23 protein-coding genes are annotated in these 23,338 nt (G+C 61.3%); 11 read left to right on the top strand and 12 right to left on the bottom strand.

The window, feature by feature from the left end; all coding sequences use genetic code 11:
• Window positions 1-80: 80 nt before the first annotated feature.
• Complete coding sequence (gene rpmG / locus RID42_17740) at window positions 81-248, top strand: 50S ribosomal protein L33 (GenBank protein ID MEQ8249521.1); 168 nt, start codon at window positions 81-83, stop codon at window positions 246-248.
• 45 nt (window positions 249-293) lie between these two features.
• Here the strand turns inward: rpmG and RID42_17735 are convergent, their stop codons facing one another.
• Entirely contained in the window at window positions 294-674 is a 381-nt protein-coding gene (locus tag RID42_17735) for a response regulator (protein ID MEQ8249520.1), read from the bottom strand.
• Window positions 675-715: 41 nt separating this feature from the next.
• Here RID42_17735 and RID42_17730 point away from each other — a divergent pair, with 41 nt between their 5' ends.
• From RID42_17730 to RID42_17720, 3 genes are read left to right on the top strand one after another with little or no spacing between them, the layout of a single operon-like run.
• Window positions 716-1,387 carry a hypothetical protein gene (locus RID42_17730; GenBank protein MEQ8249519.1) on the top strand — a complete coding sequence of 224 codons (672 nt, stop codon included), beginning with the start codon at window positions 716-718 and terminating at the stop codon, window positions 1,385-1,387.
• 55 nt (window positions 1,388-1,442) lie between these two features.
• Window positions 1,443-2,924: an FAD-binding protein gene (locus tag RID42_17725; protein ID MEQ8249518.1), complete on the top strand. Its 1,482-nt coding sequence runs from the start codon at window positions 1,443-1,445 to the stop codon at window positions 2,922-2,924.
• On the top strand, window positions 2,925-3,836 hold the full coding sequence (locus tag RID42_17720) for an ROK family protein (protein ID MEQ8249517.1): 912 nt from the start codon (window positions 2,925-2,927) through the stop codon (window positions 3,834-3,836).
• Here the strand turns inward: RID42_17720 and RID42_17715 are convergent, their stop codons facing one another.
• On the bottom strand, window positions 3,837-4,631 hold the full coding sequence (locus tag RID42_17715) for a DUF1849 family protein (GenBank protein ID MEQ8249516.1): 795 nt from the start codon (window positions 4,629-4,631) through the stop codon (window positions 3,837-3,839).
• A gap of 227 nt (window positions 4,632-4,858) precedes the next feature.
• On the opposite strand from RID42_17715, the gene RID42_17710 reads away from it, so the two are divergent.
• Window positions 4,859-5,581, top strand: a complete 723-nt coding sequence (locus RID42_17710) for a GGDEF domain-containing protein (protein MEQ8249515.1) — start codon at window positions 4,859-4,861, stop codon at window positions 5,579-5,581.
• 47 nt (window positions 5,582-5,628) lie between these two features.
• On the opposite strand, the gene RID42_17705 is transcribed toward RID42_17710, so the two are convergent.
• Window positions 5,629-6,861: an adenylate/guanylate cyclase domain-containing protein gene (locus tag RID42_17705; protein ID MEQ8249514.1), complete on the bottom strand. Its 1,233-nt coding sequence runs from the start codon at window positions 6,859-6,861 to the stop codon at window positions 5,629-5,631.
• A 128-nt stretch (window positions 6,862-6,989) separates the two neighbouring features.
• Here RID42_17705 and RID42_17700 point away from each other — a divergent pair, with 128 nt between their 5' ends.
• From RID42_17700 to RID42_17690, 3 genes are read left to right on the top strand one after another with little or no spacing between them, the layout of a single operon-like run.
• Window positions 6,990-7,457, top strand: a complete 468-nt coding sequence (locus RID42_17700) for a RidA family protein (protein MEQ8249513.1) — start codon at window positions 6,990-6,992, stop codon at window positions 7,455-7,457.
• An 8-nt stretch (window positions 7,458-7,465) separates the two neighbouring features.
• Window positions 7,466-8,629 (top strand): GNAT family N-acetyltransferase, encoded by a 1,164-nt coding sequence (locus RID42_17695; GenBank protein ID MEQ8249512.1) that lies wholly within the window; start codon window positions 7,466-7,468, stop codon window positions 8,627-8,629.
• A 32-nt stretch (window positions 8,630-8,661) separates the two neighbouring features.
• On the top strand, window positions 8,662-10,101 hold the full coding sequence (locus tag RID42_17690; protein MEQ8249511.1) for an MFS transporter: 1,440 nt from the start codon (window positions 8,662-8,664) through the stop codon (window positions 10,099-10,101).
• On the opposite strand, the gene clpA is transcribed toward RID42_17690, so the two are convergent.
• The 4 genes from clpA to RID42_17670 form a co-directional block, all read right to left on the bottom strand.
• Entirely contained in the window at window positions 10,102-12,504 is a 2,403-nt protein-coding gene (gene clpA, locus RID42_17685) for an ATP-dependent Clp protease ATP-binding subunit ClpA (protein ID MEQ8249510.1), read from the bottom strand. It lies immediately after the preceding gene.
• Window positions 12,504-12,833 carry an ATP-dependent Clp protease adapter ClpS gene (gene clpS / locus RID42_17680; protein ID MEQ8249509.1) on the bottom strand — a complete coding sequence of 110 codons (330 nt, stop codon included), beginning with the start codon at window positions 12,831-12,833 and terminating at the stop codon, window positions 12,504-12,506. The genes clpA and clpS overlap by 1 nt, the downstream gene beginning before the upstream one ends.
• Before the next feature lie 159 nt (window positions 12,834-12,992).
• Window positions 12,993-13,526 (bottom strand): TIGR01841 family phasin, encoded by a 534-nt coding sequence (gene phaP / locus RID42_17675; GenBank protein MEQ8249508.1) that lies wholly within the window; start codon window positions 13,524-13,526, stop codon window positions 12,993-12,995.
• Window positions 13,527-13,629: 103 nt separating this feature from the next.
• Window positions 13,630-14,337: a hypothetical protein gene (locus tag RID42_17670; GenBank protein MEQ8249507.1), complete on the bottom strand. Its 708-nt coding sequence runs from the start codon at window positions 14,335-14,337 to the stop codon at window positions 13,630-13,632.
• Window positions 14,338-14,488: 151 nt separating this feature from the next.
• Between RID42_17670 and RID42_17665 the strand changes: the two genes are divergently transcribed.
• The 3 genes from RID42_17665 (at window position 14,489) to RID42_17655 (ending at window position 18,210) form a co-directional block, all read left to right on the top strand.
• Window positions 14,489-15,727, top strand: a complete 1,239-nt coding sequence (locus RID42_17665) for a D-alanyl-D-alanine carboxypeptidase (protein MEQ8249506.1) — start codon at window positions 14,489-14,491, stop codon at window positions 15,725-15,727.
• Window positions 15,728-15,811: 84 nt separating this feature from the next.
• Window positions 15,812-16,978 carry a methyltransferase domain-containing protein gene (locus RID42_17660; GenBank protein ID MEQ8249505.1) on the top strand — a complete coding sequence of 389 codons (1,167 nt, stop codon included), beginning with the start codon at window positions 15,812-15,814 and terminating at the stop codon, window positions 16,976-16,978.
• A 56-nt stretch (window positions 16,979-17,034) separates the two neighbouring features.
• A complete protein-coding gene (locus tag RID42_17655) occupies window positions 17,035-18,210 on the top strand; it encodes a class I SAM-dependent methyltransferase (protein ID MEQ8249504.1) in 1,176 nt (391 codons plus the stop codon).
• Here RID42_17655 and RID42_17650 read toward each other — a convergent pair whose 3' ends face one another.
• The 5 genes from RID42_17650 to RID42_17630 all read right to left on the bottom strand — a co-directional run bounded on the left by RID42_17650 (window position 18,211) and on the right by RID42_17630 (window position 23,286).
• Entirely contained in the window at window positions 18,211-19,590 is a 1,380-nt protein-coding gene (locus RID42_17650; GenBank protein ID MEQ8249503.1) for a phosphomannomutase/phosphoglucomutase, read from the bottom strand. It lies immediately after the preceding gene.
• Window positions 19,587-20,918, bottom strand: a complete 1,332-nt coding sequence (locus RID42_17645) for a UDP-glucose/GDP-mannose dehydrogenase family protein (GenBank protein MEQ8249502.1) — start codon at window positions 20,916-20,918, stop codon at window positions 19,587-19,589. Before RID42_17645 ends, RID42_17650 begins: the two co-directional genes overlap by 4 nt.
• Before the next feature lie 3 nt (window positions 20,919-20,921).
• The gene (gene galU, locus RID42_17640; protein ID MEQ8249501.1) at window positions 20,922-21,797 is read right to left on the bottom strand and encodes a UTP--glucose-1-phosphate uridylyltransferase GalU; all 876 of its coding nucleotides are present in this window, start codon (window positions 21,795-21,797) and stop codon (window positions 20,922-20,924) included.
• 66 nt (window positions 21,798-21,863) lie between these two features.
• Window positions 21,864-22,577 carry a molecular chaperone DnaJ gene (locus RID42_17635; protein ID MEQ8249500.1) on the bottom strand — a complete coding sequence of 238 codons (714 nt, stop codon included), beginning with the start codon at window positions 22,575-22,577 and terminating at the stop codon, window positions 21,864-21,866.
• A gap of 1 nt (window position 22,578) precedes the next feature.
• A complete protein-coding gene (locus RID42_17630) occupies window positions 22,579-23,286 on the bottom strand; it encodes a VWA domain-containing protein (GenBank protein MEQ8249499.1) in 708 nt (235 codons plus the stop codon).
• Window positions 23,287-23,338: the final 52 nt, after the last annotated feature.

Raw genomic sequence — 23,338 nt, 5'->3', positions numbered from 1 at the left:
CCGGTGATCGCTTGACACTGCTCGCGGACTGACTATCGTCCGCCCCCGAACGGCGCCCCAGCGGCGCAACGGAGAAAAGAATGGCCAAACCCGCTGTCGTAAAAATCAAGCTCGTGAGTACCGCAGACACCGGGTACTACTACGTGACCAAGAAAAATCCGCGCAACCAGACCGAAAAGATGGTCATGAAAAAGTATGACCCGGTTGCGCGTAAGCACGTCGAATTCAAGGAAGCCCGGATCAAGTAGCCTCCGGCGAACCACGGGATCGGGCCGCCTTTTTGGGCGGCCTTTTTATTTGGGGCCCGCCATCAGCACCGCCTCGACAAGTGCCGCAACGTCGGTTGCCGCAAACGGTTTCTCGAGCAAGGCAACAACGCCAGCGCGGTCGAGACGCGCGAGAACGTCGGGTTCGCCGGTTGCCGTCATCGCGATGATCGGAATCCCAGCAGTACGGCGATCGCCGGCCAGCCGCGCGATCAACGCCTCACCCGATTCCGCACCGAGCCGCAAATCGACCAGCATTACCGCCGGCGCCGCGCTCAGGGCCAGAGCGAAGGCGCTCTCGCCGGCGTCGCATGTCTTCACGGAATGCCCAAGCCCGTGCAAAACGTCGCACACCAAATGCGCGATGAGCCGGTCGTCCTCGACGACGATGATCGTTTTTTCCTGCACGAAGGAAAGTATAGTGGCTTCCCACCACCGCGTACGGCCCGATGCCTGACCGCCTCGCCCCCGAGGTCGCGGTGCAGGTCGAGGCAATCGTCCTCGACCCCACGCGACCGCTGATCGTTACCGACGCGGACGAAGTTCTCGTCCGGTTCGGTGCCGGGATGGAAATTTTCCTCGCCGAGCAGGGCCTCTATTACGATTGGAGCGCGTTCCATTTCGAGGGAACAATTCGGCGGTCCAGCGACGGTGAGCCGGTCCCAAACCACATTGTGGCGGAAATCCGCGAGCGGTTTCTCGAAGAACGTATCCCCGACCTGCCGCCGGTCGGCGGCGCCAGCGAGGCGCTTCGACGCTTGTCGGATCACGCGCAAATCGTGGTCCTGACCAACATTCCCCACAGCGCCAGGGAAGCGAGGCGGACCGGCCTGAACCGGCTCGGCATGGACTATCCCATCGTCACCAACGTCGGCGGCAAGGGCCATGCCGTGCGCGATCTGGCCCGGCGCGTAGATGCCCGCGCGGTTTTCGTCGACGATCTGCCCGAACATCACGAATCGGTGGCGCTGCACGCAGGGGACGTTCACCGCGTTCACTTTATCGAAGACCCTCGGCTGGAAAACCTTGTGGGTCCCGCCCACCACAGCCACGTTCGGACCGAGACGTGGTCCGATGCCGAGCAGATTATCCGGTCGATTTTCGAGATCGACGCGGTCTAGCCGCTGGACTCCCCTCCGGCTTAGCGTCAACGTTGCACAAAATCAGGAGGGCAAAGTGACACAACATTATGACGTCATCGTTGTCGGTGCCGGGACCGCCGGCATTCCGGCAGCGGGATTTGCCGCCCAGCGCGGCGCCCGGGTTCTCTTGGTCGAAGCCGGAGACCGAATCGGCGGCACCCTGTTCCTGTCGGGCGGTAACATGAGCGCCGGCGGCACCCGGGTTCAAGCGGCAAAGGGAATCGACGATTCCCCCGATCGCCACTACGACGACATCATGCGCATCAGCCGGGCCAGCGCAGACCCGACGATGGTGCGCCTCGCAGTCGATAATGCCCCGGACACCATCCATTGGCTGCTGGATATCGGCTTCGAGATGTTGCCGGAAATGCCCGTCATCAACTACGGACATGAGGCCTACAGCGTCCCACGGACGTATTGGGGTCCGAAACTGGGGGTCTCGGTACTCGAGGCCATCGGGCCGTGGCTGCAGGAGTCGATCGACAGCGGCCAGGTGAGCCTGCAACTCAACACCAAACTGGCCGGCCTTCGCCAAAACGCCAACGGCGACGTGGTCGGGGCAGTGCTAAAGGGACCGGACGGCGTGCACCGGGTCGTCCATGCCGACACCTACGTGCTGACGACCGGCGGATATACCGGCAACCGCGGGCTGTTTCCGATGCTGAATGCAGGGCACCCGCTCTATCCGTTGGGTAACGATACCAGCCTTGGCGAAGGAATTGTCATCGGCACCGGGGCGGGCAGTTATGTCCGCGGCGGCGATATGCTGATGCCGACCTTCGGCGGCGTCGAAGATCCAACCCGGCCCGGCTACTACAAGGGCGGCATTTGCAATTTGACACCGCAGTACCGGCAACCTTGGGAAATCTATGTGAACCTGGAGGGCGAGCGTTTCGTGTGCGAAGACACCGAATCGGTGGATGCGCGGGAACGGGCCCTATTGGAGCAAACCGATCTACGGTTTTGGGTTGTGTTCGACCAAACGATCAAAGATCGCTCGCCCAGCATTATTTCTGAATGGCCTGACAACCCCTATCGCGGCGGCGAAGCCCCGGCGCGGGGCGCTATCTACGACAGCGCCTTCGACGGCCATCCCGACTTCTTTCGTGCCGACTCGCTGGCCGACCTCGCAAAGCAAACCGGCATCGACGCGGCGGCATTGGCGCAGTCCGTCGCGGCATTCAACCAAGGTGTCGAAAACGGCACCGACCCGCTGGGCCGAAAACACCATCCTCTACCGATCCAAACCCCGCCGTTCTACGCCATCCGCAATCACGGTACGGCGGTCAAGAGCTATGCAGGGATCGCGGTTGACGACAACCTTCGCGTCCTCGACCGCAACGACAAACCAATCGGCAACCTCTATGCGGCCGGCGAGGTTATCGGCGGCGGTGTCCTTACCGGCAATTCTTTCTGCGGCGGTATGAGTGTCACCCCGGCCCTGACCTTCGGTCGTTTATTAGGCGACCGCATCTTGCAATGGCGCCGCAACGAGGCCGAAGCCGCGGCGGAATAGGTGCCAGACGATCGGCAGTGCCGGATCGGGATCGACCTGGGCGGCACCAAGATCGAGGGCGTTGCATTAGAGCGCGACGGTCACGAACGCGCCCGCATCCGCATTCCTGCGCCACGGGACGATTACGACGCCACGATCGCAGCAATCGCAGGGTTGGTCGAGCAACTGGCCGGCACCGCACCGTGCGCCCGCCCGGTCGGGATCGGGATACCGGGGGCGATTTCTCCGGCGACCGGTCGCGTCAAGAACGCCAACTCGACGTGGCTCATCGGGCGAACGCTCGACCGCGACCTGGAACAGGCTCTCGGACGCCCCATCCGCTTGGCCAACGATGCCAACTGCTTTGCGCTTTCAGAGGCCACGGACGGCGCGGCCGCGGGTCACCGTTGTGTCTTTGGCGTCATTCTGGGCACAGGCGTAGGCGGCGGGATAGTCGTTGATGGCCGCGCCCTTACCGGACGCAATGCCATCGCCGGGGAGTGGGGCCACGGGCCACTTCCTTGGGCGACACCTGAAGAGACGCCCGGACCGTTGTGCTACTGCGGTAAGCGTGGGTGCATCGAAACGTTCCTCTCGGGCCCCGCCCTTAGCGCCGATCACAAGTCCGCAACCGGGGCGATTCTCGATGCACCATCGATCGCATCCGCGGCCGCGGCGGGCGACCTTGGATGTCAACGGTCGCTCGATCGCTACGCCGAACGCCTCGCCAAGGCATTGGCGGTGGTCGTCAACATCTTCGATCCGGAGGTGATCGTCCTCGGCGGCGGGATGTCGAACGTTGCCGCGCTCTACGACATGATACCCGCGCGGTGGAACCGCTACGTCTTTTCCGACGAGGTTGCGACCCCGTTGGTCCCGGCGCGGCACGGCGATTCGAGCGGCGTCCGCGGCGCCGCGCGGCTATGGCCGTAATCAGTTGCAAGTGTCGGGCAGAAAGTCCAAGCGTGAGAGGCTCGCCCGTAAAGCGAAGGTGCCATAATCGAGGTCGAGGTCGCTGGCGACACCGTTGTCGTGGAGCCGAAAACCGATCTCGTACTCGGGCAGGATCCCATCCGTTGCCGGCTTGAAATAGGCCACGTGGACGTTCCAAGCGGCGGCGTCGGCAAGCTGCGGCGTCACCGCTTGGTCGCGGGACGGCGTGACGGGTTTCGATATCTGGGCGACCGCATCGTATATGCCATTCGGACCTGAACCGTCGAATACGCGTCTTTCGACTGTTGTTTGTCCGACGCGGGCGGCCTCAATGAGAACGACAAAATGCTCAGTCGGGAAAATCGTCCCCGGTTCGAGGGAGACTGCCTCCCGTTGGGGCTTGGTAAAGACGACCTTTCCCTCACCGCCCCGCTCGTCGAGTTCGGCACGGCCGACATGGTGCCCCTGGAGCGCGCCATTCGCCGTGTCGCTACTGTCGAACTGAATGTCGGTACCGTCGCGCGACTCGACCGATTCGAAATTGAAATCCCGAACCACCTCTTGGCCGTCCGCACTGGTCGTGACGAGTATCATGCGCTGGGACTGGGTAAACCCGTCACAGGACTCTACGACGCGGAGAACGAGGCGCCCGCTGACACCGGAAATGCCGCTATCGCTGCGGTTTTTCGACATGGCCAATTCATAGACGCCGACATGGGATTGCAATGTGACGGCCCCTGCCAGTTGCGGCCATAGCACAACAACAAGGCCGACGATCCCTAATCGCATGAACATAGACACGGTCCTTCGGTTACAGGTCGACACGGTATTCGCCCCGTCCCGGGTTGTCATCACCTACGGACCGGGCAAGTGCTGCCGCCTGCGTCGGCACAACATTCCTGGCCCAAGAACGTTAACCATGGGTAAACAGCCAAACCGCGCGCTCCATTTGGCACGCACCTTGCCAGTAGGAAGGGGAGTAGTAATCCCGCTTTTCCGATTCGATCGGTCAGGATATTCACATGGCGCCTCCGCAAGTCATCACACTGGACCAAGACAGACTCGGTGCCGACCCCATCACGGTCAATGTCGCATCGGCGCTTGGCAACGAGGTGCATGCCGACCCGCCGCGACTGATGCGCTTGCTGGTTCAAGCGCTTCATAAAATAGCGGAGAGCGAACAGATGCTCTCCCAAAAGGACTCGGTGATCGCGGCGCTCAAGTCCCAGGCCATGACCGACCCCCTTACCGGTTTGGCGAACCGGCGTGCGTTCGAAGAGCAGGTTCGCCGCGCCGTCGCCGGCGCCAGCCGTTTCGACGAGGCCGGGGTTCTCGCCTATATCGATCTCGACGGATTCAAGCCGATCAATGACCTGATGGGTCATGAAGCAGGCGACGCTGTCTTGATTTACGTCGCGGACTTCCTGCGTAACAGCGTGCGGTTGACCGATACTGTTGCCCGCCTCGGCGGCGACGAGTTTGCGATTCTCATGGTGCAGACGACGCCGGAAGAAGGCGAGCGCCGGGCGCGCACGCTCCAATTGCTGATGAATTCCTCTCACCTAACATTCCAGGGAAACCTTATTTCAGTGAGTGCGAGCATGGGCGTCGCGCCTTTCGTGTCCGGGGCCGATCCGCGTGCGGTGATGCGCCGGGCCGATGCAGCGATGTACACGGATAAGGGTCGGCGAAAGCCCCACAATACTTGGCAACATCGAATTGGCAGGGACGCTCTCGCCAGTTAGGGAGGCGGCCTCTCTCTGTAGGCCCCTGGCTCACGCCGGGGGCCTTTTTATTCCCCGCCGTCGGCCGGAATCAGGGTGAACAGTTCTTTGGGCTGGCGGACGCCGCGCAACGCATACCGACCCAGCGAGACCAATCGATCCTGGCAATGGATTGCCGCGTCCGAAAACGCCGAGGAAACGATCACCTCTTGGTCGAGGGGCCGGCACATCGTCTCGATTCGGCTGACCTCGTTGACCGCCGGCCCGACCACGGTGAAATCCAACCGGTCCTTGGACCCGATGTTGCCGTATTGCACCTCCCCCAGATGGATCGCGATATAGAAATCGGTCGTCGGCTGACCGGCGGCGGCACGGACCCGATTGACCTCGGCAATGCGCCGCCGCGCTTCCTCGACGGTATCCAGGGCGACGCGGCATACATCGGCGGCGGCGGTGTCGCCGAGTTCGAAGATCGCCATGAGACCGTCGCCCATGAACTTCAACACTTGCCCGCCGGCCTGGTGAATCGGCTCGACCATATTCTCGAAATAGTCATTCAGCAGATGGATCAGCGCGTCCGGCGGGGTGACCTCGGCAATCTTGGTAAATCCCTGGAGATCGCAGTACCACAAGACCGCCGAAATCGAGCGCACAGAGCCGCGTTCAATCTCGCCGGACAATACGCGCCGGCCGGCGTCTTTCCCGAGATAGACTTCAAGAAGTGTGCGCGCCATGCGGTGGTTGCGACCGCTCTTGATCGCCAGACCCAGCGTTCGAACGAGCCGCGTCAGGCTTTCGATTTCAAGGTCGGAGAACCCATCGCGTTGGTCGACCGTCCACGAAGAGACCATACCCTCGGGGTATCGGTCGTTACCGATGTTGTTGACCCCACCTTGGGTGAACCCGGTTGCATAGACGATGTAGTCGGTCGCGCCTTTGTCCTTGAGCTCCTGGAAAATCGGATAGGGCATCGGCTCGTTGGCGCCGTCGATCCGAAAGCGCCACTTATCTAGGCCATGCTCGAACAGATGGCCGAACGGGCTATTTTCCAAGCCGTTCCCAACCTCGTCGCTGACCCGTTCCCAATCGTTCTTGATCGCTCCTTTGCCGCGCTCCCACAGGTAGCCGGTTCCGGCGTAGACCGGGTGAAGGATGCGCTGTCCGATCTGGACCCGCATGACTTCCGTTCCCGCCTTGGCAAGCCGCTGGCAGACACCGTCGATGATGTCGGTTTCCGGCAACCCGATCAGGCCGCTCGCAATCACCCAGTCCGAAATATCGCCGATCGTGTAATCGGACAAACGTGCCCTCCACAAACTGATATGTAGTGGCGGCACGGTCGGCCGCCACAAAACGCATGGGGCGCGATTGCCCCGCCTTCATCGCATAGTATCATCCAAGACGCACCGAAAACGGAGAAGGACGACAAATGGCCGGAAAAGTTTCCGAGACGCTGACGTCACTGGGCATTTCGCTCCCCTCACCGCCAGCTTCGCAGGGCAGCTACGTCCCCTATGTCGTGACCGGCAACCTGGTTTTCCTAGCCGGACAGATCGCGCTGGTCGACGGGACGTTGCAGTTCCCCGGGCGGGTGCCGGACGTGGTTTCACTGGATCAAGCCCAGAAATCGGCACGCCTATGCGCCATCAACCTGATTACGCAGTTGAATGCCGCCTGCAACGGCGATCTCGACCGCGTGGTCCGGTGCGTCAAACTCGGCGGATTCGTCGCCTGCGATCCAGGGTTTACCGATCACCCGAAAGTGATAAACGGTGCCTCCGACCTGATGGCCGCGGTCTTTGGCGACAAAGCGGCGCACGCGCGGTTTGCCGTGGGCGCCCCGTCGCTCCCGCTCGGCGCGTCCGTCGAGGTCGATGCCGTCTTCGAGATTCGCTGAACCGCCCGATGGGCGACATCGAACAAACGGAAATAACGATCAAGGTCGTTGGCGATATCCGTCGCCTACCGGCCGATCAATGGAATAGGTGCGCCGGGAACAAAAACCCCTTCGTCGCGCATGCCTTTCTCGCGGCGATGGAGGAAAGCGGCAGTGCCACCGGGGAGACCGGGTGGGCGCCCTACCATCTTGTGGTCGAAGACGGTGCCGGTATCGCCGCCTGCGCGCCGATGTACGTCAAGAGCCATTCCCAAGGCGAGTTCGTTTTCGACCATGGCTGGGCCCAAGCCTTTGAGCGGTCCGGCGGGCGCTACTATCCCAAGCTTTTGATCGCCGTACCCTTCACCCCGGCGACCGGGCCGCGCCTTTTGGTGCGCGACGGATTGGCCCGCGCGCCGATGGAGGATGCCTTGATCCGCGGGGCAATCGAAGTCGCCAAGCAGCACAACCTTTCGTCGGTAAACGTCAATTTTCCAACCAAGCCTGAGTGGGAACGGCTTGGCGCCGCAGGTTTCCTGCAGCGAACCGGCGAGCAGTTTCACTGGTCCAACGACGGGTACGACAGCTTCGACGATTTCCTGGGGGCCCTGTCGTCGCGCAAGCGTAAGGCGATCAAAAAGGAACGCCGCGGCGCCGTGGAAAACGACATCGAAATCGAGTGGTTAACCGGCTCGGCGCTCCGCGAAGAACACTGGGACGCGTTCTTCGACTTCTATACCGACACCGGCGCGCGCAAATGGGGCCGGCCCTATCTGACCCGAGCCTTTTACAGCCTCATCAGCGACACGATGGGCGACCGCGTCCTGTTGGTCCTGGCCAAGCGGCACGGGCGCTATATCGCCGGTGCCCTGAATTTCATCGGCGAAGATACGTTGTACGGACGCTATTGGGGATGCCTCGAAGATCACGCCTTCCTGCATTTCGAACTGTGTTACTACCAGGCCATCGACTACGCGATCGACCATGGGCTGGCGCGAGTCGAAGCCGGTGCGCAAGGTCAACACAAACTGAGCCGAGGCTATTTGCCGATCCACACCTATAGCGCCCATTGGATCGCCGACGACGGGTTCCGTCGCGCCGTCGACAACTACCTCGGCCAAGAACGCGCCGCGGTCGATCAAGACATCGCCGCACTGGACGAGTATTCTCCCTTCAAGAAATCCGGCGACTGAGCAGCGCCGTGGGACCCGGAAAACCGACAACGATGAACACCGCGACATATACCTGGGCGGACCTGTTTCGCGAGGGCCGCGCGGTTTACACGATTTCGCTGACGCTCGCCGTTTCGCTACATGCGATGGACGCTTTCGTGGTCTCGACGGTAATGCCCTCGGTGGTCCGCGAGATCGGCGGCGCGCAGTTCTACACGTGGGTCGTGATGCTCTACATGACGGCGTCGATCGTTGGTGCCGCCAGCGGTGCCCCGGCGCGGTTGATGCTCGGCACCCGACGCGGTTATGTCGCCGCCGGGTTGATTTTTTTGGCTGGCACAATTCTGGCCAGTCTCGCCACCAACATGGGTGTCCTCCTCAGCGCGCGGGTGATCCAGGGGTTTGGCGCGGGCTTGATCGTCTCGCAGAACACCGCCCTGATCAGCGAGTTGTTCCCAGGCAACTTGCGGACGCGGATGATCGCCATGAACGGGATGGTCTGGGCGACCGCGGCCGTGTTCGGCCCGACGGTCGGCGGCCTGTTCGACCAACTGGGCATGTGGCGCGGCGCCTTTTGGTTCGCCATTCCTATCATCCTGGGCTTCACCCTGGTTGCGGCCCGCGTGATCCCCGACACAACGAAAGCCAACGCGAACCGGCGGCGCTTTCCGGTGGCCCGGGTTGCCATATTGGGCCTGGGCGTTTTGCTGATGGCGGCGTCGGGAATCGTCGACCATCTCGCGCTGCGCGTCTTCGCGTTGGTCGTCGGTCTTGCCGTGATTTGGTCGAGTTTCCACGCCGACCGGAATGCGACCAACAAGATTTTTCCGAGTCGGCCTTTTTCGTTCACCGGGGCGATAGGCCCGGCCTACTGGGTCTTCGTTCTCATCGTGGTCGCCCCTGTTTGCGTTGGCACTTTTATGCCGCTCACCTACCGTGTGGTCTACGGTCTCTCGCCGCTCATGTCGGGCTATCTTGGCGCATCACTTGCCTTGGCGTGGTCGGTATCCGGCATTGCGACGGCCGGGGCAAACATCAAATGGCAACGCATCTTTATTGTCGTCGGACCGGCAATGGCCGGTCTTGGGATCCTTGGAATCGGGTTCAGTGTCGGCACGTGGCCCTGGCAGGTTGTCACGGCGTTCCAGCTTGTTGCCGGGTTCGGCGTCGGCATGTCGATGTCACACCTGATGAACTGGACCATGACGCTTGCCGCACCGGGCGAGGAGTCCATCACGGCCGGGTCGATTCACACGGTCAGATCGCTCGGGATCGCGGTTGCCGCGGCGACCGCGGGTCTCGTCGCTAACCTTGGCGGCTTGGGCGACGGGATCAGCACGCAAACCGTCATCCGCGCGGTGAGTTGGGTGGAAAGCATCGGTTCTTTGGCGCCCCTATCGGCAGCCGCGATCGCCGGTGTCCTCGTTTTGCACCGCCGCCGCCGGTACGACGATCTACCGGGAGCGCCGCTTGGCGCGCCCTCGCCAAACTAGCTAGTGGACGAACTCCGGGACTTTTCCGTCACCATCGGCCGGATCGTCCCCGCCCTCGTCGTCCGGACCGTCGGTCCTCTTGGTCAACCGTTTCGGCTCGGTGCCCGGCGGCAACGCCTTTGGCTTCTTGGGCGCCTTTGCCTTTGGTTTTAGGAACTCAAAGGCTAGGTCGCCGTCCTTGAGTTCGATCTGGACGGTCCCGCCCTTTTCCAGTTTGCCGAACAGCAACTCCTCGGCGAGCGGCTTTTTCAGATTTTCCTGGATGTACCGCGACAACGGCCGGGCGCCCATCAAACGATCATAACCTTTGACGGCCATCCACTTCCTGGCCTCGTCGCTGAGCACGATATCGACCTTGCGGTCGGCAAGTTGCGCCTCTAGCTGGGCAATGAATTTGTCGACGACTCGTTCGACGATGTCGATGTCGAGGCCGGCGAATTGAATCACCGAGTCGAGCCGGTTGCGGAATTCAGGTGTGAACAAACGCTTGATAGCTTCGCTGTCTTCGTCCTCGCGCAGGCCCCGACCGAAACCGATCGCCTGCTTGCTCATCTCGGCCGCGCCGGCGTTCGTTGTCATGATCAGGACGACATTCCTAAAGTCGACGGCTTTCCCGTTGTGATCGGTAAGCTTTCCGTGATCCATCACCTGCAACAGGATGCTGAACAGGTCGGGATGCGCTTTCTCGATTTCATCGAGGAGCAGCACGGCATGGGGATGCTGATCGATCGAGTCGGTCAAGAGGCCGCCTTGATCGAACCCGACATAGCCCGGCGGCGCGCCGATCAACCGCGAAACGGTGTGGCGCTCCATATATTCGGACATGTCGAACCGTATTAGTTCCACGCCCATGATTGCCGCGAGCTGTCGCGCGACCTCGGTCTTGCCGACGCCGGTCGGACCAGAAAATAGGAACGAGCCGATCGGCTTCTCCGGTTCGCGCAAGCCGGCGCGCGCGAGCTTCATTGCCGAAGACAATGCGCCAATCGCCTTGTCCTGTCCGTAAACCACGCTCTTCAGTTCGGTCTCGAGATTCTTCAAGCTCTCTCGATCGTTCTTCGACACCCGTTTGGGCGGGATGCGCGCGATCTTGGCGACGATCGCTTCGATATCCTTGGCATTCACGGTCTTCCGACGGCGGCTGGGCGGCAGCAACATTTGCGCCGCGCCGACTTCGTCAATGACGTCGATCGCTTTGTCCGGCAGTTTGCGGTCGTTGATGTAACGGTCGGTGAGTTCGACGGCGCTCTTCAGCGCATCCGCAGTGTAGTGAACGCCGTGGTATTCCTCGTAGTAGGGTTTAAGGCCCTGGAGAATCTTGACCGCATCCTCGACCGACGGTTCGTTGACGTCGATCTTTTGGAAACGCCGCAGCAACGCGCGGTCTTTCTCGAAATAGTTTCGGAACTCTTTGTACGTCGTCGATCCGATGCAGCGGATCGCGCCGCTGGCCAGCGCCGGCTTCAGCAAGTTTGAAGCGTCCATCGCCCCGCCCGACGTCGCGCCCGCACCGATGACCGTATGGATTTCGTCGATAAAGAGGACGGCCCCTTCGTAGTTCTCAAGCTCGGTAAGAACTGCCTTTACCCGTTCCTCGAAATCGCCGCGGTAGCGTGTGCCGGCAAGCAAGGTGCCCATATCGAGCGAAAAGATCGTCGCATCGTGGAGAACTTCGGGCACTTCGCGTTTGACGATCCGACGCGCCAAACCCTCGGCGATCGCGGTCTTGCCAACCCCGGGATCGCCCACAAAGAGCGGATTGTTTTTGGACCGGCGGCACAGGATCTGGATCGTCCGCTCGATCTCGTGCTCGCGACCGATCAACGGATCGATCTTACCGGATTCGGCCTTTTCGTTGAGATTGACGCAATAGGCATCGAGGGCCTCGGTTCCTTTACGGGCCGAAGGCTCGGCGTCGGGTTCGTCGTCCGCCCCCTCAACGGTGCGCGGCTCCGACTCACCGGGCGCCTTTGCTATGCCGTGAGAGATATAACTGACGACATCGAGCCGCGTCATATCCTGCTGTTGGAGAAAATATGCGGCGTGGGATTCGCGTTCGGAAAAAATCGCGACAAGTACGTTTGCACCCGTGACGTCGTCGCGACCCGACGACTGAACGTGAATGAGGGCGCGTTGTATCACGCGCTGAAAACCGGCCGTCGGTTTGGCATCTTCGTCGCTGTCGTGGATCAGGTTCTTCAGTTCCTCGTCCAGATAGTGGACCAGGACGTCGCGCAACTCGTCGACTCGCACCGCGCATGCCTTCAAGACCGCTGCGGCCTCCGCGTCGTCCATGAGCGACAACAACAAATGTTCAAGCGTCGCATATTCGTGGCGTCGATCATTGGCAAGCGCCAGCGCGCGATGCAACGACTGTTCGAGATTGGACGAAAATCCGGGCACTAGTCTTTTTCCATGGTGCACTGAAGAGGGTGCTGATTCTGACGGGCAAAGTCTACCACTTGATTAACTTTGGTTTCGGCGACCTCATAGGTGAAGACCCCGCAAATACCCACACCTTTCCGGTGGATGTGGAGCATGATCTGGGTCGCCTCTTGGCGATTCTTGTGAAAGAAGCGTTCCAAGATATAGACCACGAACTCCATCGGCGTGTAGTCGTCGTTGAGCATCACGACTTTGTACATTGGCGGCTTTTTGGTCTTGGTGGTCGTCTTAGTGACCACTCCCACGTCGATCCCGCCGCCGTCGCGATCTGCGTCTCGTTCGCTCATATCCATCCTGGTTGCGGCACCGCTACCCGTTGGCCACCGATTCGATCTTCCTAATATGCCACTCGACAGCGCAAAAAAAAGGGGCCGTCGCGCGATAGCCGCGAGGCAAAAAAAAGCCCGGCCGGAACGGCCGGGCTTTTGTCGCTACTTGAGCGCTGTTTAGGCGGCGGTCTTCGTCCACCGGTCCATGACGGCGCTGATTTGCGTATTCAGCGGCTCGAACATGCCCGTGGTGGCCTGCACCGAAAGCTCGCCGAGTTTGGTCGATTCGTCGAGAAAACGGGACCAGCCCTTTTGGAAGTATTCTGCCTGAAGCTGCGCGGCTTCCTGCGGATTTTTAGCCGCGAGGATGGCTTGGCTGGCCTGAATGCCTTCATTGACAAGGTCCTGGGTCGCTTTGGTCGCATAGCTGGAAAGCTTTTCCACGCCGTTCAGCCAAGCGTCGCTGGAGGCGATCGACGCATCGATGCTCGACTTGCCGATTGCCGATGCATCGTCGAACTGACGAGCAGCGTTCCCGGCGGCGTCGCGCGACATCGTCACGACTTTCTCGAAACCCTTTGCCGCCGCATCGGTTCCCTCTTTCAGGAACACATCGACGTTCTCTTTGCCGGCCTTCAATGCCGCATCAATGGTCTGAGTCGCAGCTTCCTGCGCCTTGAAACCTTCTCCGCTTGCCTTTTTCGTGCTCATTACAGCCCTCTTAGAAAAATCTCGCAACTGCGATATTGCGTTGCAGCACACCTAAGATAGGCCGCCTACCAACAATGTCAAGGCGTTTTTGTGCACTGCAGCATTAGCCGCCAAGCGTCGTAATTGCGCCGTTTTCATACTTGAATTGGAAGACCGCGCCGCCGCGTCCGGACGCACGGTCTGCCGATTCGGTCTCGATCGGGCTGTAGACGCTGCCATAGCCGGTCAACCGGTCGGCGGCGACCCCGCGTTGCACCCGCACGGGGACGCCGGTGGGATCGTGGGCCAGAAGGAAACGGCGGAACGGCAGACTTTCCAACCTTTCTGCTGGACCGGTAAAGGCGTTGGCGCTTAGGACCCCGTTCACGCACGACACAACCACCCAGAAGTAGGAGTCCGCGCGCAGATAGAGCACGTCGTTGCCCGGCGCCGGTGCAGCCGCCACGGCGCTACGCAACGCCTGGAATTCGGCCGGATTGAGTTCGAGCGATCCGGTCTCGCCCACGAATCCGCCGATCGCCGACGGGAACGCCCTGTCTGCCGTCAAACTGCCCCGAAAAACATGCCCCCGCAGAATCGCCCCTTCGCCGCGCTGCAAGACATCGTAGGTCCGGACCTGTTTCGTATACTCGGCGTTAAACACGAGCCTGTAGCGTTCCAGATCCGACCGCGGACAACTTTGCCGCATGTCTTCGCCGGCCACGTAGTCGAACCAGCTCAACTGACGCCCCAGAACCCCGCTATCGGGTAGGCTGCAGGCGCCGACCACGAGCGCGAACCCCAGCGCGGCAACGTTTGCAATTAGATTCACTATCAAGACTCTCCCGCAACTATTTGAAATATATGAATAGACACGAGGCCAACTGCTCTTCTATCATCCTTACAGGCGCACCCTCGACGCGCCTGTTGGGGAACTTCTACAGACCAGTCTGGGGCGCGAGCGGTTGCAGAGAAAAGTAGACTTGCTTTGGCGTTTTGTCGCCCTCGGCGTTGTTGCCCTAACGTTCGCGTGGGCGCTGGGCATGAACCAGGCCGAAGCCCGATACGCGGCAATGATCGTCGACGCCGACTCCGGCGAGATTCTCTTCTCGCGGAACGGCGAGGCCATCCGCTATCCCGCGTCGCTTACAAAAATGATGACGCTCTACCTGGCATTCGATGCACTCGATTCCGGTAAATTCAGGCTCAACCAAAAACTTCCAGTATCCCAGCGCGCCGCCGGGCAGACACCGTCGCGCCTCGGCCTCCGTGCCGGATCTACCATCACGGCCAAAGACGCGATCTTGGCAATGGTCACGAAGTCGGCCAACGATGCCGCCACCGTCGTGGCCGAAGCACTCGGCGGCACCGAGATCAATTTCGCCGAAATGATGACGGAAAAGGCGCGTGACCTCGGGATGCGCCGAACGACCTTCCGCAACGCGACCGGTCTCCCCAATCGCCATCAGCGCACGACCGCCGGAGACATGACTCTGCTAGCCCGCGCCCTCCTGAACGATCACCCGCGTTATTACCATTACTTCTCGACCACCAAATTTACCTATGCCGGCAAGACCTACCGGAATCACAATCACCTTCTTGAGCAATACCAAGGCGCAGACGGGATCAAGACCGGCTACATCCGGGCATCGGGGTTTAACGTCGTTGCTTCGGTCCAGCGCGGCGACCGCCGTCTGATCGGCGTCGTTTTCGGCGGAAAATCGGCAAACTCGCGCGATAGCCACGCGAAATCTTTGTTCGATCGGGCGTTCAGCGTCCTTGAGGCACGCAACGTGCCGACGCCAGCGATCAAGCCGTTGCGTCCAGGTGTCCCGGCCCCGCAGCTCGCTGCCGACGCGCCGGCGGAAGCAGACGCCCCGGAACAAGGATCGACCGACGACGCCTACCCGACCGCGGATTCTTCGGTCCAGAACCTTCCTGAAATGGCCGGTAGATCGACCACCCAGCGAACCTGGTTGATCCAAGTAGGCGCTTTCAGCGACAAAGATTCCGCGTTCCATGGGATTCGCCGCGCATCGGATATCGCCGCCCGCTACCTTAGCGACGCCCGGGTAGCCGTAAGCGAGGCACCGTCGCGAACCAGTACACCGCTCTTTCGCGCGCGAATCGTCGGAATTACGCGGGAGAACGCGCTTTCTGCCTGCCGCACCTTGGTGAAAAACGGCCTCGACTGTGTCGCCCTCAATCAATCTGGCGGCTGACCTCTCTCCGTAGCCGCGGTCGCGTCACGCGCCTATAATCCTCTCCACGCGCCAACTCGGGTGCATTGCCAATTGGAGGTAGGGATGAGTGGACCAACACCCTTCGAACGGATGAAGCGCCATGGCGCAATCGTTCACAGTAGCCACGACGAAATGGCACTTGAGAACTTCGCCCAGGCGATGCATTTCGAGGTGTTCGGCCATTTGATGCCGGGCAACAAAGATGTCTATCAGAACCGCGTTTTGCCTGCGTTCAAGAAACGCGAGGGACGCCAACCCGCGACCCGCAAAGAAGTTCGGGCGGAGATGCGCGAGGACCCCTACCACCAGACCTGGAGTGCGTTGCGCCGGACGACGCAGGAAATGATGTGGGTTGCGACCGATACCTGCCTGCATCGGACCTACGACGAACTGCACGAACGCGCCCAGCCGCGCGGGCGCACGCGCGGGTCGCTCGAACTCGACGCGAGTCTCGATCTCCCGCGCTACATCACGGCGGTCGATATCCACTGCATGCCGGGCGGCTATTGCGGCGAGGCAACGGAGGGCGACGTCTATGCCGGCGCTCTATACGACCGCGGTGTCTATTCCATCACTCAGGGGTTCTTGGGGCCGAAGGTTGACGGTTTCGGTCGCTCGAGCACGGCGTATATCAAACGAAATTATCCGCAATTCCGCACCGGAAAAGTCTTGGACGTCGGATGTGCCGTGGGCCACGGTTCGGTCGCCATCGCCGAAACGCTTCCGGACGCCGAGGTTCACGCAATCGACGTGGCCGCACCGATGCTGCGCTATGCCCATGCCCGCGCCGAAAGCCTAGGCGTGCCGGTGCATTTCTCGCAACAAAGCGCGGAACGGATGACCTGCGCGGATAACACCTTCGACTTCGTGATTTCGGGCGCGACCCTCCACGAATTATCGACCGCGGGGATCAAGAACATTATTCGCGAATGCCACCGTGTCCTGAAGCCGGGCGGTGTGATGATCCACATCGAACAGCCCCAGTATGACGGCATGGATCCTTACGATCAGTTCATGCGCGACTGGGATACATTCGGCAACAACGAGCCGTTTTGGGGAACGCTTCACGACATGGACTTGCAAAAAATCGCGGTCGATGCCGGCTTCGCGAACAGCAAGGTCCGTCAGTCGATGGAATGGGGCGATGAAGAACGCCGACAGGTCTACAACGTAGATAAACCGGGCGAGGCCCCAACGCCGCCTTGGTTCTTCTATACCGCAACAAAATAATCGCTGTCCTCGGATGGCCGGGAGCCAACCATGACACTGCAATCGGTCCCTCAACCATGAAGCCTATCGGCATTAGGCAAATGGGCCGTCACGGGGCCATGGCCGCCGTCAGCCATGACGAAGCGGCGCGTGAGGACTTCGTCGCGTCAATGTATTTTGCGGTCCAAGCCCAAGTGTTCCCAGGCAATCGGCACGCCTACGATCGGCGGGTCGGCCCGGCGTTCGAGCGGCATTACGGGCGTCCGCCAAAGGATCGGCACGAGATCCGCCGCGCCATGGCCGACGAACCCCTTTTCCAGTGGTGGAGTGGATTGCGACGCACGACGCAGGAAATGAAACAAGCAACCGGCGAGGAACTCGTTCACCGACAAATCGACCGCATCAACGATGACGTCGCGCGGCTCGGACGTACCGCGACCGGCACGCTCCGTCTAAACCCGGACTTGGCATTGCCGGGCTACGTGGCCAAGGTCGATTTCCACGGTCAGCCCGGTGGGTACTACGCGGAACGTTGTCCAGACGATTCCACACCGGCGGCGATTTACGACCCCGGTGTTTTCGTCTTGACCAAAGGTTTCATGGGCCCCTATTGCGAAGCGGCGGGTGCCTCTGCGATTAAGTTTCTGAAGGCACGGTTTCCAGACCTTCGCCCCAAAAGAATCCTCGATATTGGCTGTTCCGTCGGCCACAGCACGTTGCCCTATTGCGCGGTCTATCCGGAGGCGCGGATCGACGCAATCGATCTTTCTGCGCCGATGTTGCGCTACGCGCACGCCCGCGCGAGCTCGATGGGTGAAGCCATTCACTTTTCCCAACAGAACGCCGAGGCGACGGACTTCGCCGCAGGATCCTTCGATCTCGTCGTTTCCCACATCGTCCTGCATGAAACATCCAGGCAGGCGCTGCGTAATATCCTGGCCGAGTCGTTCCGTCTCCTGGCGCCCGGGGGCCTGATGCTCCACGTCGAACAACGCCAGCACGATGGGATGGATGCGTTCGAGCAGTTCTATTACGACTGGGATACGCTCAATAACCACGAGCCGTTCTGGGGCACCTTGCACGACACCGACCTCATCGACATCGCAGCCGGCGTCGGTTTCGATCGGACGCGGAGCTTCCAGGAGATGGTCCCGAATGCGGTCGCCGCCGACCTACTACAAGCAAGCATCGATAGCGGTCAGGACTTCAAGCGCACCGCAACGTGGCTTGCCTTCGGTGCACGCAAGGCCTGACTAGACGGCGGGCGGTTGGACACCGCTTGCGGTGAGCTCGGCGAAAAGTTGCGCCTTTAAACGGTCGAGGCCAGCCTGATCGTGCGCTTCGATTCGCGCCACCAGCACCGCCTGAGTGTTCGACGCCCGCAGCAGCCACCAACCGTCTTCATTGCTTACCCGAACCCCATCGATGTCGACAACCTCGGCGCCCGCCGCGCGCATCCGTGCAGCAACCTCGGCGGCCACGGCGAACTTTCGCGACTCGGAGCAATCGAAGCGAAGTTCGGGCGTATTCACGAAAACGGGCAACTCGTCCAGCATGGCACCGATCGACGTGCCGCTCCGTTGGATCAGCTGAAGCGTCCGAACCGCGGCGTAGAGCCCATCGTCGAAACCGTAATAGTCGTCGGCAAAGAAGATGTGCGCACTCATCTCGCCTGCGAGTTTCGCGCCGGTTTCGACCATCTTGGCCTTTACCAGCGAGTGTCCTGCCGCCCACATGACCGGATCGCCGCCAAGGCGGCGGATTTCATCGAACAACGCGATACTGCATTTAACATCGCCGATAATCGTTGCACCGGGATGGTTGGTCAGGACGTCGCGCGCGAGCAGCGCGAGCAACTGATCGCCCCAGACGATACGCCCCGCCGCATCGACGACACCGATCCGGTCGCCGTCGCCATCGAACGCAAATCCCAGCGCCGCGCCTTCGCGCGTCACGGCGTCCCGTAGCTGTTCAAGGTTTTCCGGAACCGTCGGGTCGGGATGATGATTGGGAAAGTCGCCGTCGACAGCCACATTGATGAGGACGTGGCGTCCAGGAATGCGCGCGGTCAACGCCTCGAGAACCGCACCGGCCGCACCATTGCCGGGATCCCATGCTACCGTAAGGTCGGCCGGAAAATCGGCACCGGCGACCAGACGATCGATGTACCGGACGGCAACGTCGATTGTTTCCTCCGTGCCGTCGCCGACATCGAAGTCGCCAGCCTCGGCCATCTTTCCAAGGGCTTGTATGTCTTCGCCAAAAAATCCCGAGCGGCCCAGCATGAATTTGAAGCCGTTGTGGTCGGGCGGATTGTGGGAACCGGTCACCATGATGCCGCCGTCGGCGGACGTGTCATGCACGCTAAAATAGAGCATTGGAGTCGGGCCGAGCCCGACTCTCCGAACCGCGACGCCGGTGGACTTCAGTCCTTCGACAAGGCGATCCGCTAGGCCCGGCGAACTGTGGCGACCGTCGTAGCCGACATTGACCGTGCGCCCGCCGCGCCGCCGAACAATAGTGCCGAAGGCACACCCAATCGCCACCGCGTCGGCCGCGCCCAGCGTCTCGTCGAGCACGCCTCGAATATCGTAGGCCCGCAGGATCGAGGGATCGAACCGATGCGCGATCATACGTTAATTGGGGAGACCGGCCGCCGCCCGACGCTGACGTAGGTGAACCCGGCGGCGGCGGCATCCGCCGGTTCGAAAAGATTACGAAAATCGACCAAAACCGGCACAGCCATTGCCGCTTTGAGTGCCGTCAGGTCCAGATGCCCCGGTTTGAACTGATCCCATTCCGTCGCAATCGTAGCCACATGGGCACCGTTGGCCGCGTCGATCGCACCGTCACACCATGTAACGCCGTCGATTAGCCTTCGGGCATGCGATTCGCCCTGGGGATCGAAGACCCGAACCGCGGCGCCGGCAGTCAGAAGGCCCTGCACCAGATCGATGGCGGGACTATCGCGCACATCGTCTGTATTCGCTTTGAACGTGATCCCGAGAACGGCAACGGTTTTTCCTGCGAGGCTTCCGCCGACCGCCGCCGCGATCTTTTCCGCCAACCCCCGCTTACGCGCGTCGTTGACCTCGATGGCCGTTTCCACCAACCGCGTCGGGGCGCCTGCCTGCGCGGCGCCATGCGCTAACGCCGAAGTATCCTTTGGAAAGCACGATCCGCCGTATCCCGGCCCGGCGCTCAGTCCCCAGCGGCCGATGCGGGTGTCGAAACCCATGCCGCGGGCAACGTCCTCGACATTGGCACCGACCCGTTCGCAAAGGTTGGCGATTTCGTTGATGAAGGTAATCTTCACCGCAAGAAACGCATTGGCACTGTACTTAATAAGCTCGGCGGTCTCGACATCGGCGACCACCAATCTCTCCGGACGGCCCTTGATCAGCGGTTCATGCAGAGTCCGCAGGGTGTCCGCGGCGCGCGCGCTATCGACGCCAACGACGATACGGTCGGGCGAGGCGAAGTCCGCCACAGCGCTCCCTTCTCGCAGGAATTCCGGCACCGACGCGATATCGAAATCGGCGTCCGGTGCGTTGGCGCGGACGATCTCCGCGACCTTCCGGTTGGTGCCGACCGGCACTGTCGATTTGGTCACGACGACGGTATAGCCCGCAAGATACGGCGCGAATTCTGCGGCGGCCGCCTGGACGTAGGAAAGGTCGGCATCCCCGTTTTCTTTGGGCGGCGTTCCCACCGCTATAAAAACGACATCCGCGTTGGAGACCACCTGCGCCGCCGTGTCGGCAAAAGTCAGCCGACCGTTTGCCACATTGCGCGCAACCACATCGCCAAGGCCCGGTTCGTAGATCGGAATGTCCCCGCGACCCAGCCGTTCCACGATCGTCGGATTCTTGTCGACACAGGTGACATCGTTACCGATATCGGCGAAACAAGCGCCCGAAACGAGCCCGACATAACCGGTTCCAATGACAACGATCTTCATCTGTTATGCACCGAGGTCTAAGCTCCGGATGTACTGAATTAGACCGTCGCGTAAGTCAGCCCGTCGAAGTCCAAAGGCGATATTGGCGCGAAGGTATCCCGACCGCTGGCCACAATCGAAGCGCTCGCCTTCGATCTCGATACCGGCAAATTCCTCGACCGAGGCTAACCACGAGAGCGCGTCGGTTAGCTGGATTTCGCCGCCGGCACCCTTTTCTTGGCGATCAAGATACTCGAAGACTCTCGGGGTCATAATGTAGCGCCCGACGACCGCATAATTCGATGGCGCGTCTGCGGGCTTAGGCTTCTCGACCAGCGAGCGAACGTTCACGACCTTCCCATTCCCGCCCGCTACGTCGAGAACGCCATAGTTGGAGATGTCGGCTCCCTCGATGATCTCCGCTGCAACCATCCCGCCACGGCCGGAATAGGCGTCGACCATCTGCTTGAGACAGGGAACCTCAGCCAAGAAGATATCGTCGGGCAGCAGAACGGCGAAGGGCTCGTCGCCAATGAAGTGCCGCGCGCACCAAATGGCGTGGCCCAGTCCAAGCGGCTCCTGTTGGCGGGTATAGGCGACCTTGCCCGGTGCCGGTAACCAACTGCTCAAACTCGCGGCAGCTTCCGCTTTACCGCGCGAGCGCAACAGCGCCTCTAGCTCCGACGAATGATCGAAATGGTCCTCAATCGCGCTTTTGCCTTTGCCGGTGACAAAAATGAACTCTTCGATTCCGGCCGCCCGCGCTTCCTCCACCGCGTAATGGATCAGCGGTTTGTCGACGATGGGCAGCATTTCCTTGGGCAGCGCCTTCGTCGCGGGCAAAAAACGCGTCCCGAGCCCCCCCACGGGGAAAACGGCTTTGCGCACGGTTGCAGTCATGTATTGCGGGCTCCGGCGGGGCAGAAAGGCGGGTTCTTGTGCCACGCGACCGACCGCCAGGCAAGTTTAGCCTTTTCCCAGGAGAAGATCCTTCGCCTGGTTGATTTTCGTCGCGAGGAAGGTCGACCCGCCCTGATCGGGATGCATCCCTTTCATCAGCCTGTGGTGGGCCTGCCGGATCTCCGTGTCGCTGGCGCCAGGTTCCAAACCGAGGACCGCAAAGGCTTCGGCGCGGGACATGGCGCCGGGGCCGGACGGCGCGGTATCCGCCGCATGGTCGTGCCTATCCCGCCACGCCGGACCGAGGCGCCGATCCAAATAGGTCTCTAGAAGTTGCGCCGATTCCGAGTCTGTACGACCGCACTCCTCAAGGAGGGCAATGAGTTCGGCTTCCGACAACGCGCCGAGGTCGCGACCGGCAAACCGTCCCTGCAAGACGCTGCCGTCGAGGGTGCCGGTATCGTGGTCAAGGTTCATGCGCAACGTCGCAGTCCGCACTTCGGAGGTCTTACCCGTGCGCGCCGCATCCGCCGGATCGGCCGCCCGCGTAAACGCCGCCCGCTTAGCGCGACGCCGGTAGTACATGAACCCGGCCATCAGCAACGGGAACATCGCGCCCCAAAGCCCACGCGACGCCAGAAATCCTAAAAACGCAACGCCGCCAAGGACCGCAAGCCACCGCCCGGCGCGGAGGATCTCGCGCGGTTCGGCGGTCACAAACCAGCGCGCCATAAGGAACAGCGTACCAAGCACCGTGAAACCAATCAGAAGCCAGTACATTCTATGTTTTCAATTGGCTGGTGAGACGCCGAACGTCGGGACCCGACTTGCGGCCGAAGTCGGTAAGGGCGCGCCGCCCACCCGCAGCATAGACGGCAACAGCGTTGAGGAGGTCGCGGAGTTGATTCGGGCTCGACGCATCGAAGCGGCAATGTGCGCCGCGTGTGAGCTTGGCGATTTGCCGGAACGCCATATCCGCGATCGGCTCGGCACCCTCTTGAAAAAGAAACACCGGTACGCCGAGTACACCTAATTTGCCGGCGCTATGGCAAAGATCGTCGACACTTTCCTCCATGCAGTCGCCGACAAACACGACCGCGTTCACCTTGCGACGTTTTGTTTCGGCAACGGCGTGGTCTAGCACCTTGCGAATCTGCGTATGCCCGCCTAGGCAAAACACCGAGGTCATGCGGCGAATAAGATCGGCTGAACTGGCTATCCATGGGGTCGCTGCAAATTCGTCGAAACCCCGGTAGTAGGCCAACTGAATCTCTAGGCCGCCCAATGCCGCTGTCTCGCGAAACATTTCAGCCTGGATGTGGCACGCACGGTCCCACATAGGCTCTCGGCTCGCGGTAGCATCGAGCGCAAAGATCAAGCGCCCGCGGCCCGCGGTTGGCGCGACCGGGGTCACAGCGACTTTATCGAGGAACGCCTGGACACCGGTCCGCGCAGGATTCGTCGGGGTATTTCGCGGTTTCTGAACCATGGCGTCTCTAATTCAACCGACCCCACTATATAGGGTCGGTTCACGCGCGCCA

The organism is Alphaproteobacteria bacterium, assembly GCA_040216735.1.
Lineage (GTDB): Bacteria > Pseudomonadota > Alphaproteobacteria > SHVP01 > SHVP01 > CALJDF01.
The sequence above is the reverse complement of the archived record's forward strand: the minus strand, read 5'-3'. Positions and strand labels throughout refer to the sequence as shown.

What these genes read in the sequence shown, in the direction of transcription:
- phaP (MEQ8249508.1), bottom strand. Translation starts at nt 13,526, where the DNA reads ATGAGCACGAAAAAGGCAAGCGGAGAAGGTTTCAAGGCGCAGGAAGCT.
- RID42_17710 (MEQ8249515.1), top strand. Translation starts at nt 4,859, where the DNA reads ATGGCGCCTCCGCAAGTCATCACACTGGACCAAGACAGACTCGGTGCC.
- RID42_17715 (MEQ8249516.1), bottom strand. Translation starts at nt 4,631, where the DNA reads ATGTTCATGCGATTAGGGATCGTCGGCCTTGTTGTTGTGCTATGGCCG.
- galU (MEQ8249501.1), bottom strand. Translation starts at nt 21,797, where the DNA reads ATGACTGCAACCGTGCGCAAAGCCGTTTTCCCCGTGGGGGGGCTCGGG.
- RID42_17690 (MEQ8249511.1), top strand. Translation starts at nt 8,662, where the DNA reads ATGAACACCGCGACATATACCTGGGCGGACCTGTTTCGCGAGGGCCGC.
- RID42_17635 (MEQ8249500.1), bottom strand. Translation starts at nt 22,577, where the DNA reads ATGTACTGGCTTCTGATTGGTTTCACGGTGCTTGGTACGCTGTTCCTT.
- RID42_17730 (MEQ8249519.1), top strand. Translation starts at nt 716, where the DNA reads ATGCCTGACCGCCTCGCCCCCGAGGTCGCGGTGCAGGTCGAGGCAATC.
- RID42_17645 (MEQ8249502.1), bottom strand. Translation starts at nt 20,918, where the DNA reads ATGAAGATCGTTGTCATTGGAACCGGTTATGTCGGGCTCGTTTCGGGC.
- RID42_17700 (MEQ8249513.1), top strand. Translation starts at nt 6,990, where the DNA reads ATGGCCGGAAAAGTTTCCGAGACGCTGACGTCACTGGGCATTTCGCTC.
- RID42_17655 (MEQ8249504.1), top strand. Translation starts at nt 17,035, where the DNA reads ATGAAGCCTATCGGCATTAGGCAAATGGGCCGTCACGGGGCCATGGCC.
- RID42_17660 (MEQ8249505.1), top strand. Translation starts at nt 15,812, where the DNA reads ATGAGTGGACCAACACCCTTCGAACGGATGAAGCGCCATGGCGCAATC.
- RID42_17695 (MEQ8249512.1), top strand. Translation starts at nt 7,466, where the DNA reads ATGGGCGACATCGAACAAACGGAAATAACGATCAAGGTCGTTGGCGAT.
- rpmG (MEQ8249521.1), top strand. Translation starts at nt 81, where the DNA reads ATGGCCAAACCCGCTGTCGTAAAAATCAAGCTCGTGAGTACCGCAGAC.
- RID42_17650 (MEQ8249503.1), bottom strand. Translation starts at nt 19,590, where the DNA reads ATGATCGCGCATCGGTTCGATCCCTCGATCCTGCGGGCCTACGATATT.
- clpS (MEQ8249509.1), bottom strand. Translation starts at nt 12,833, where the DNA reads ATGAGCGAACGAGACGCAGATCGCGACGGCGGCGGGATCGACGTGGGA.
- RID42_17630 (MEQ8249499.1), bottom strand. Translation starts at nt 23,286, where the DNA reads ATGGTTCAGAAACCGCGAAATACCCCGACGAATCCTGCGCGGACCGGT.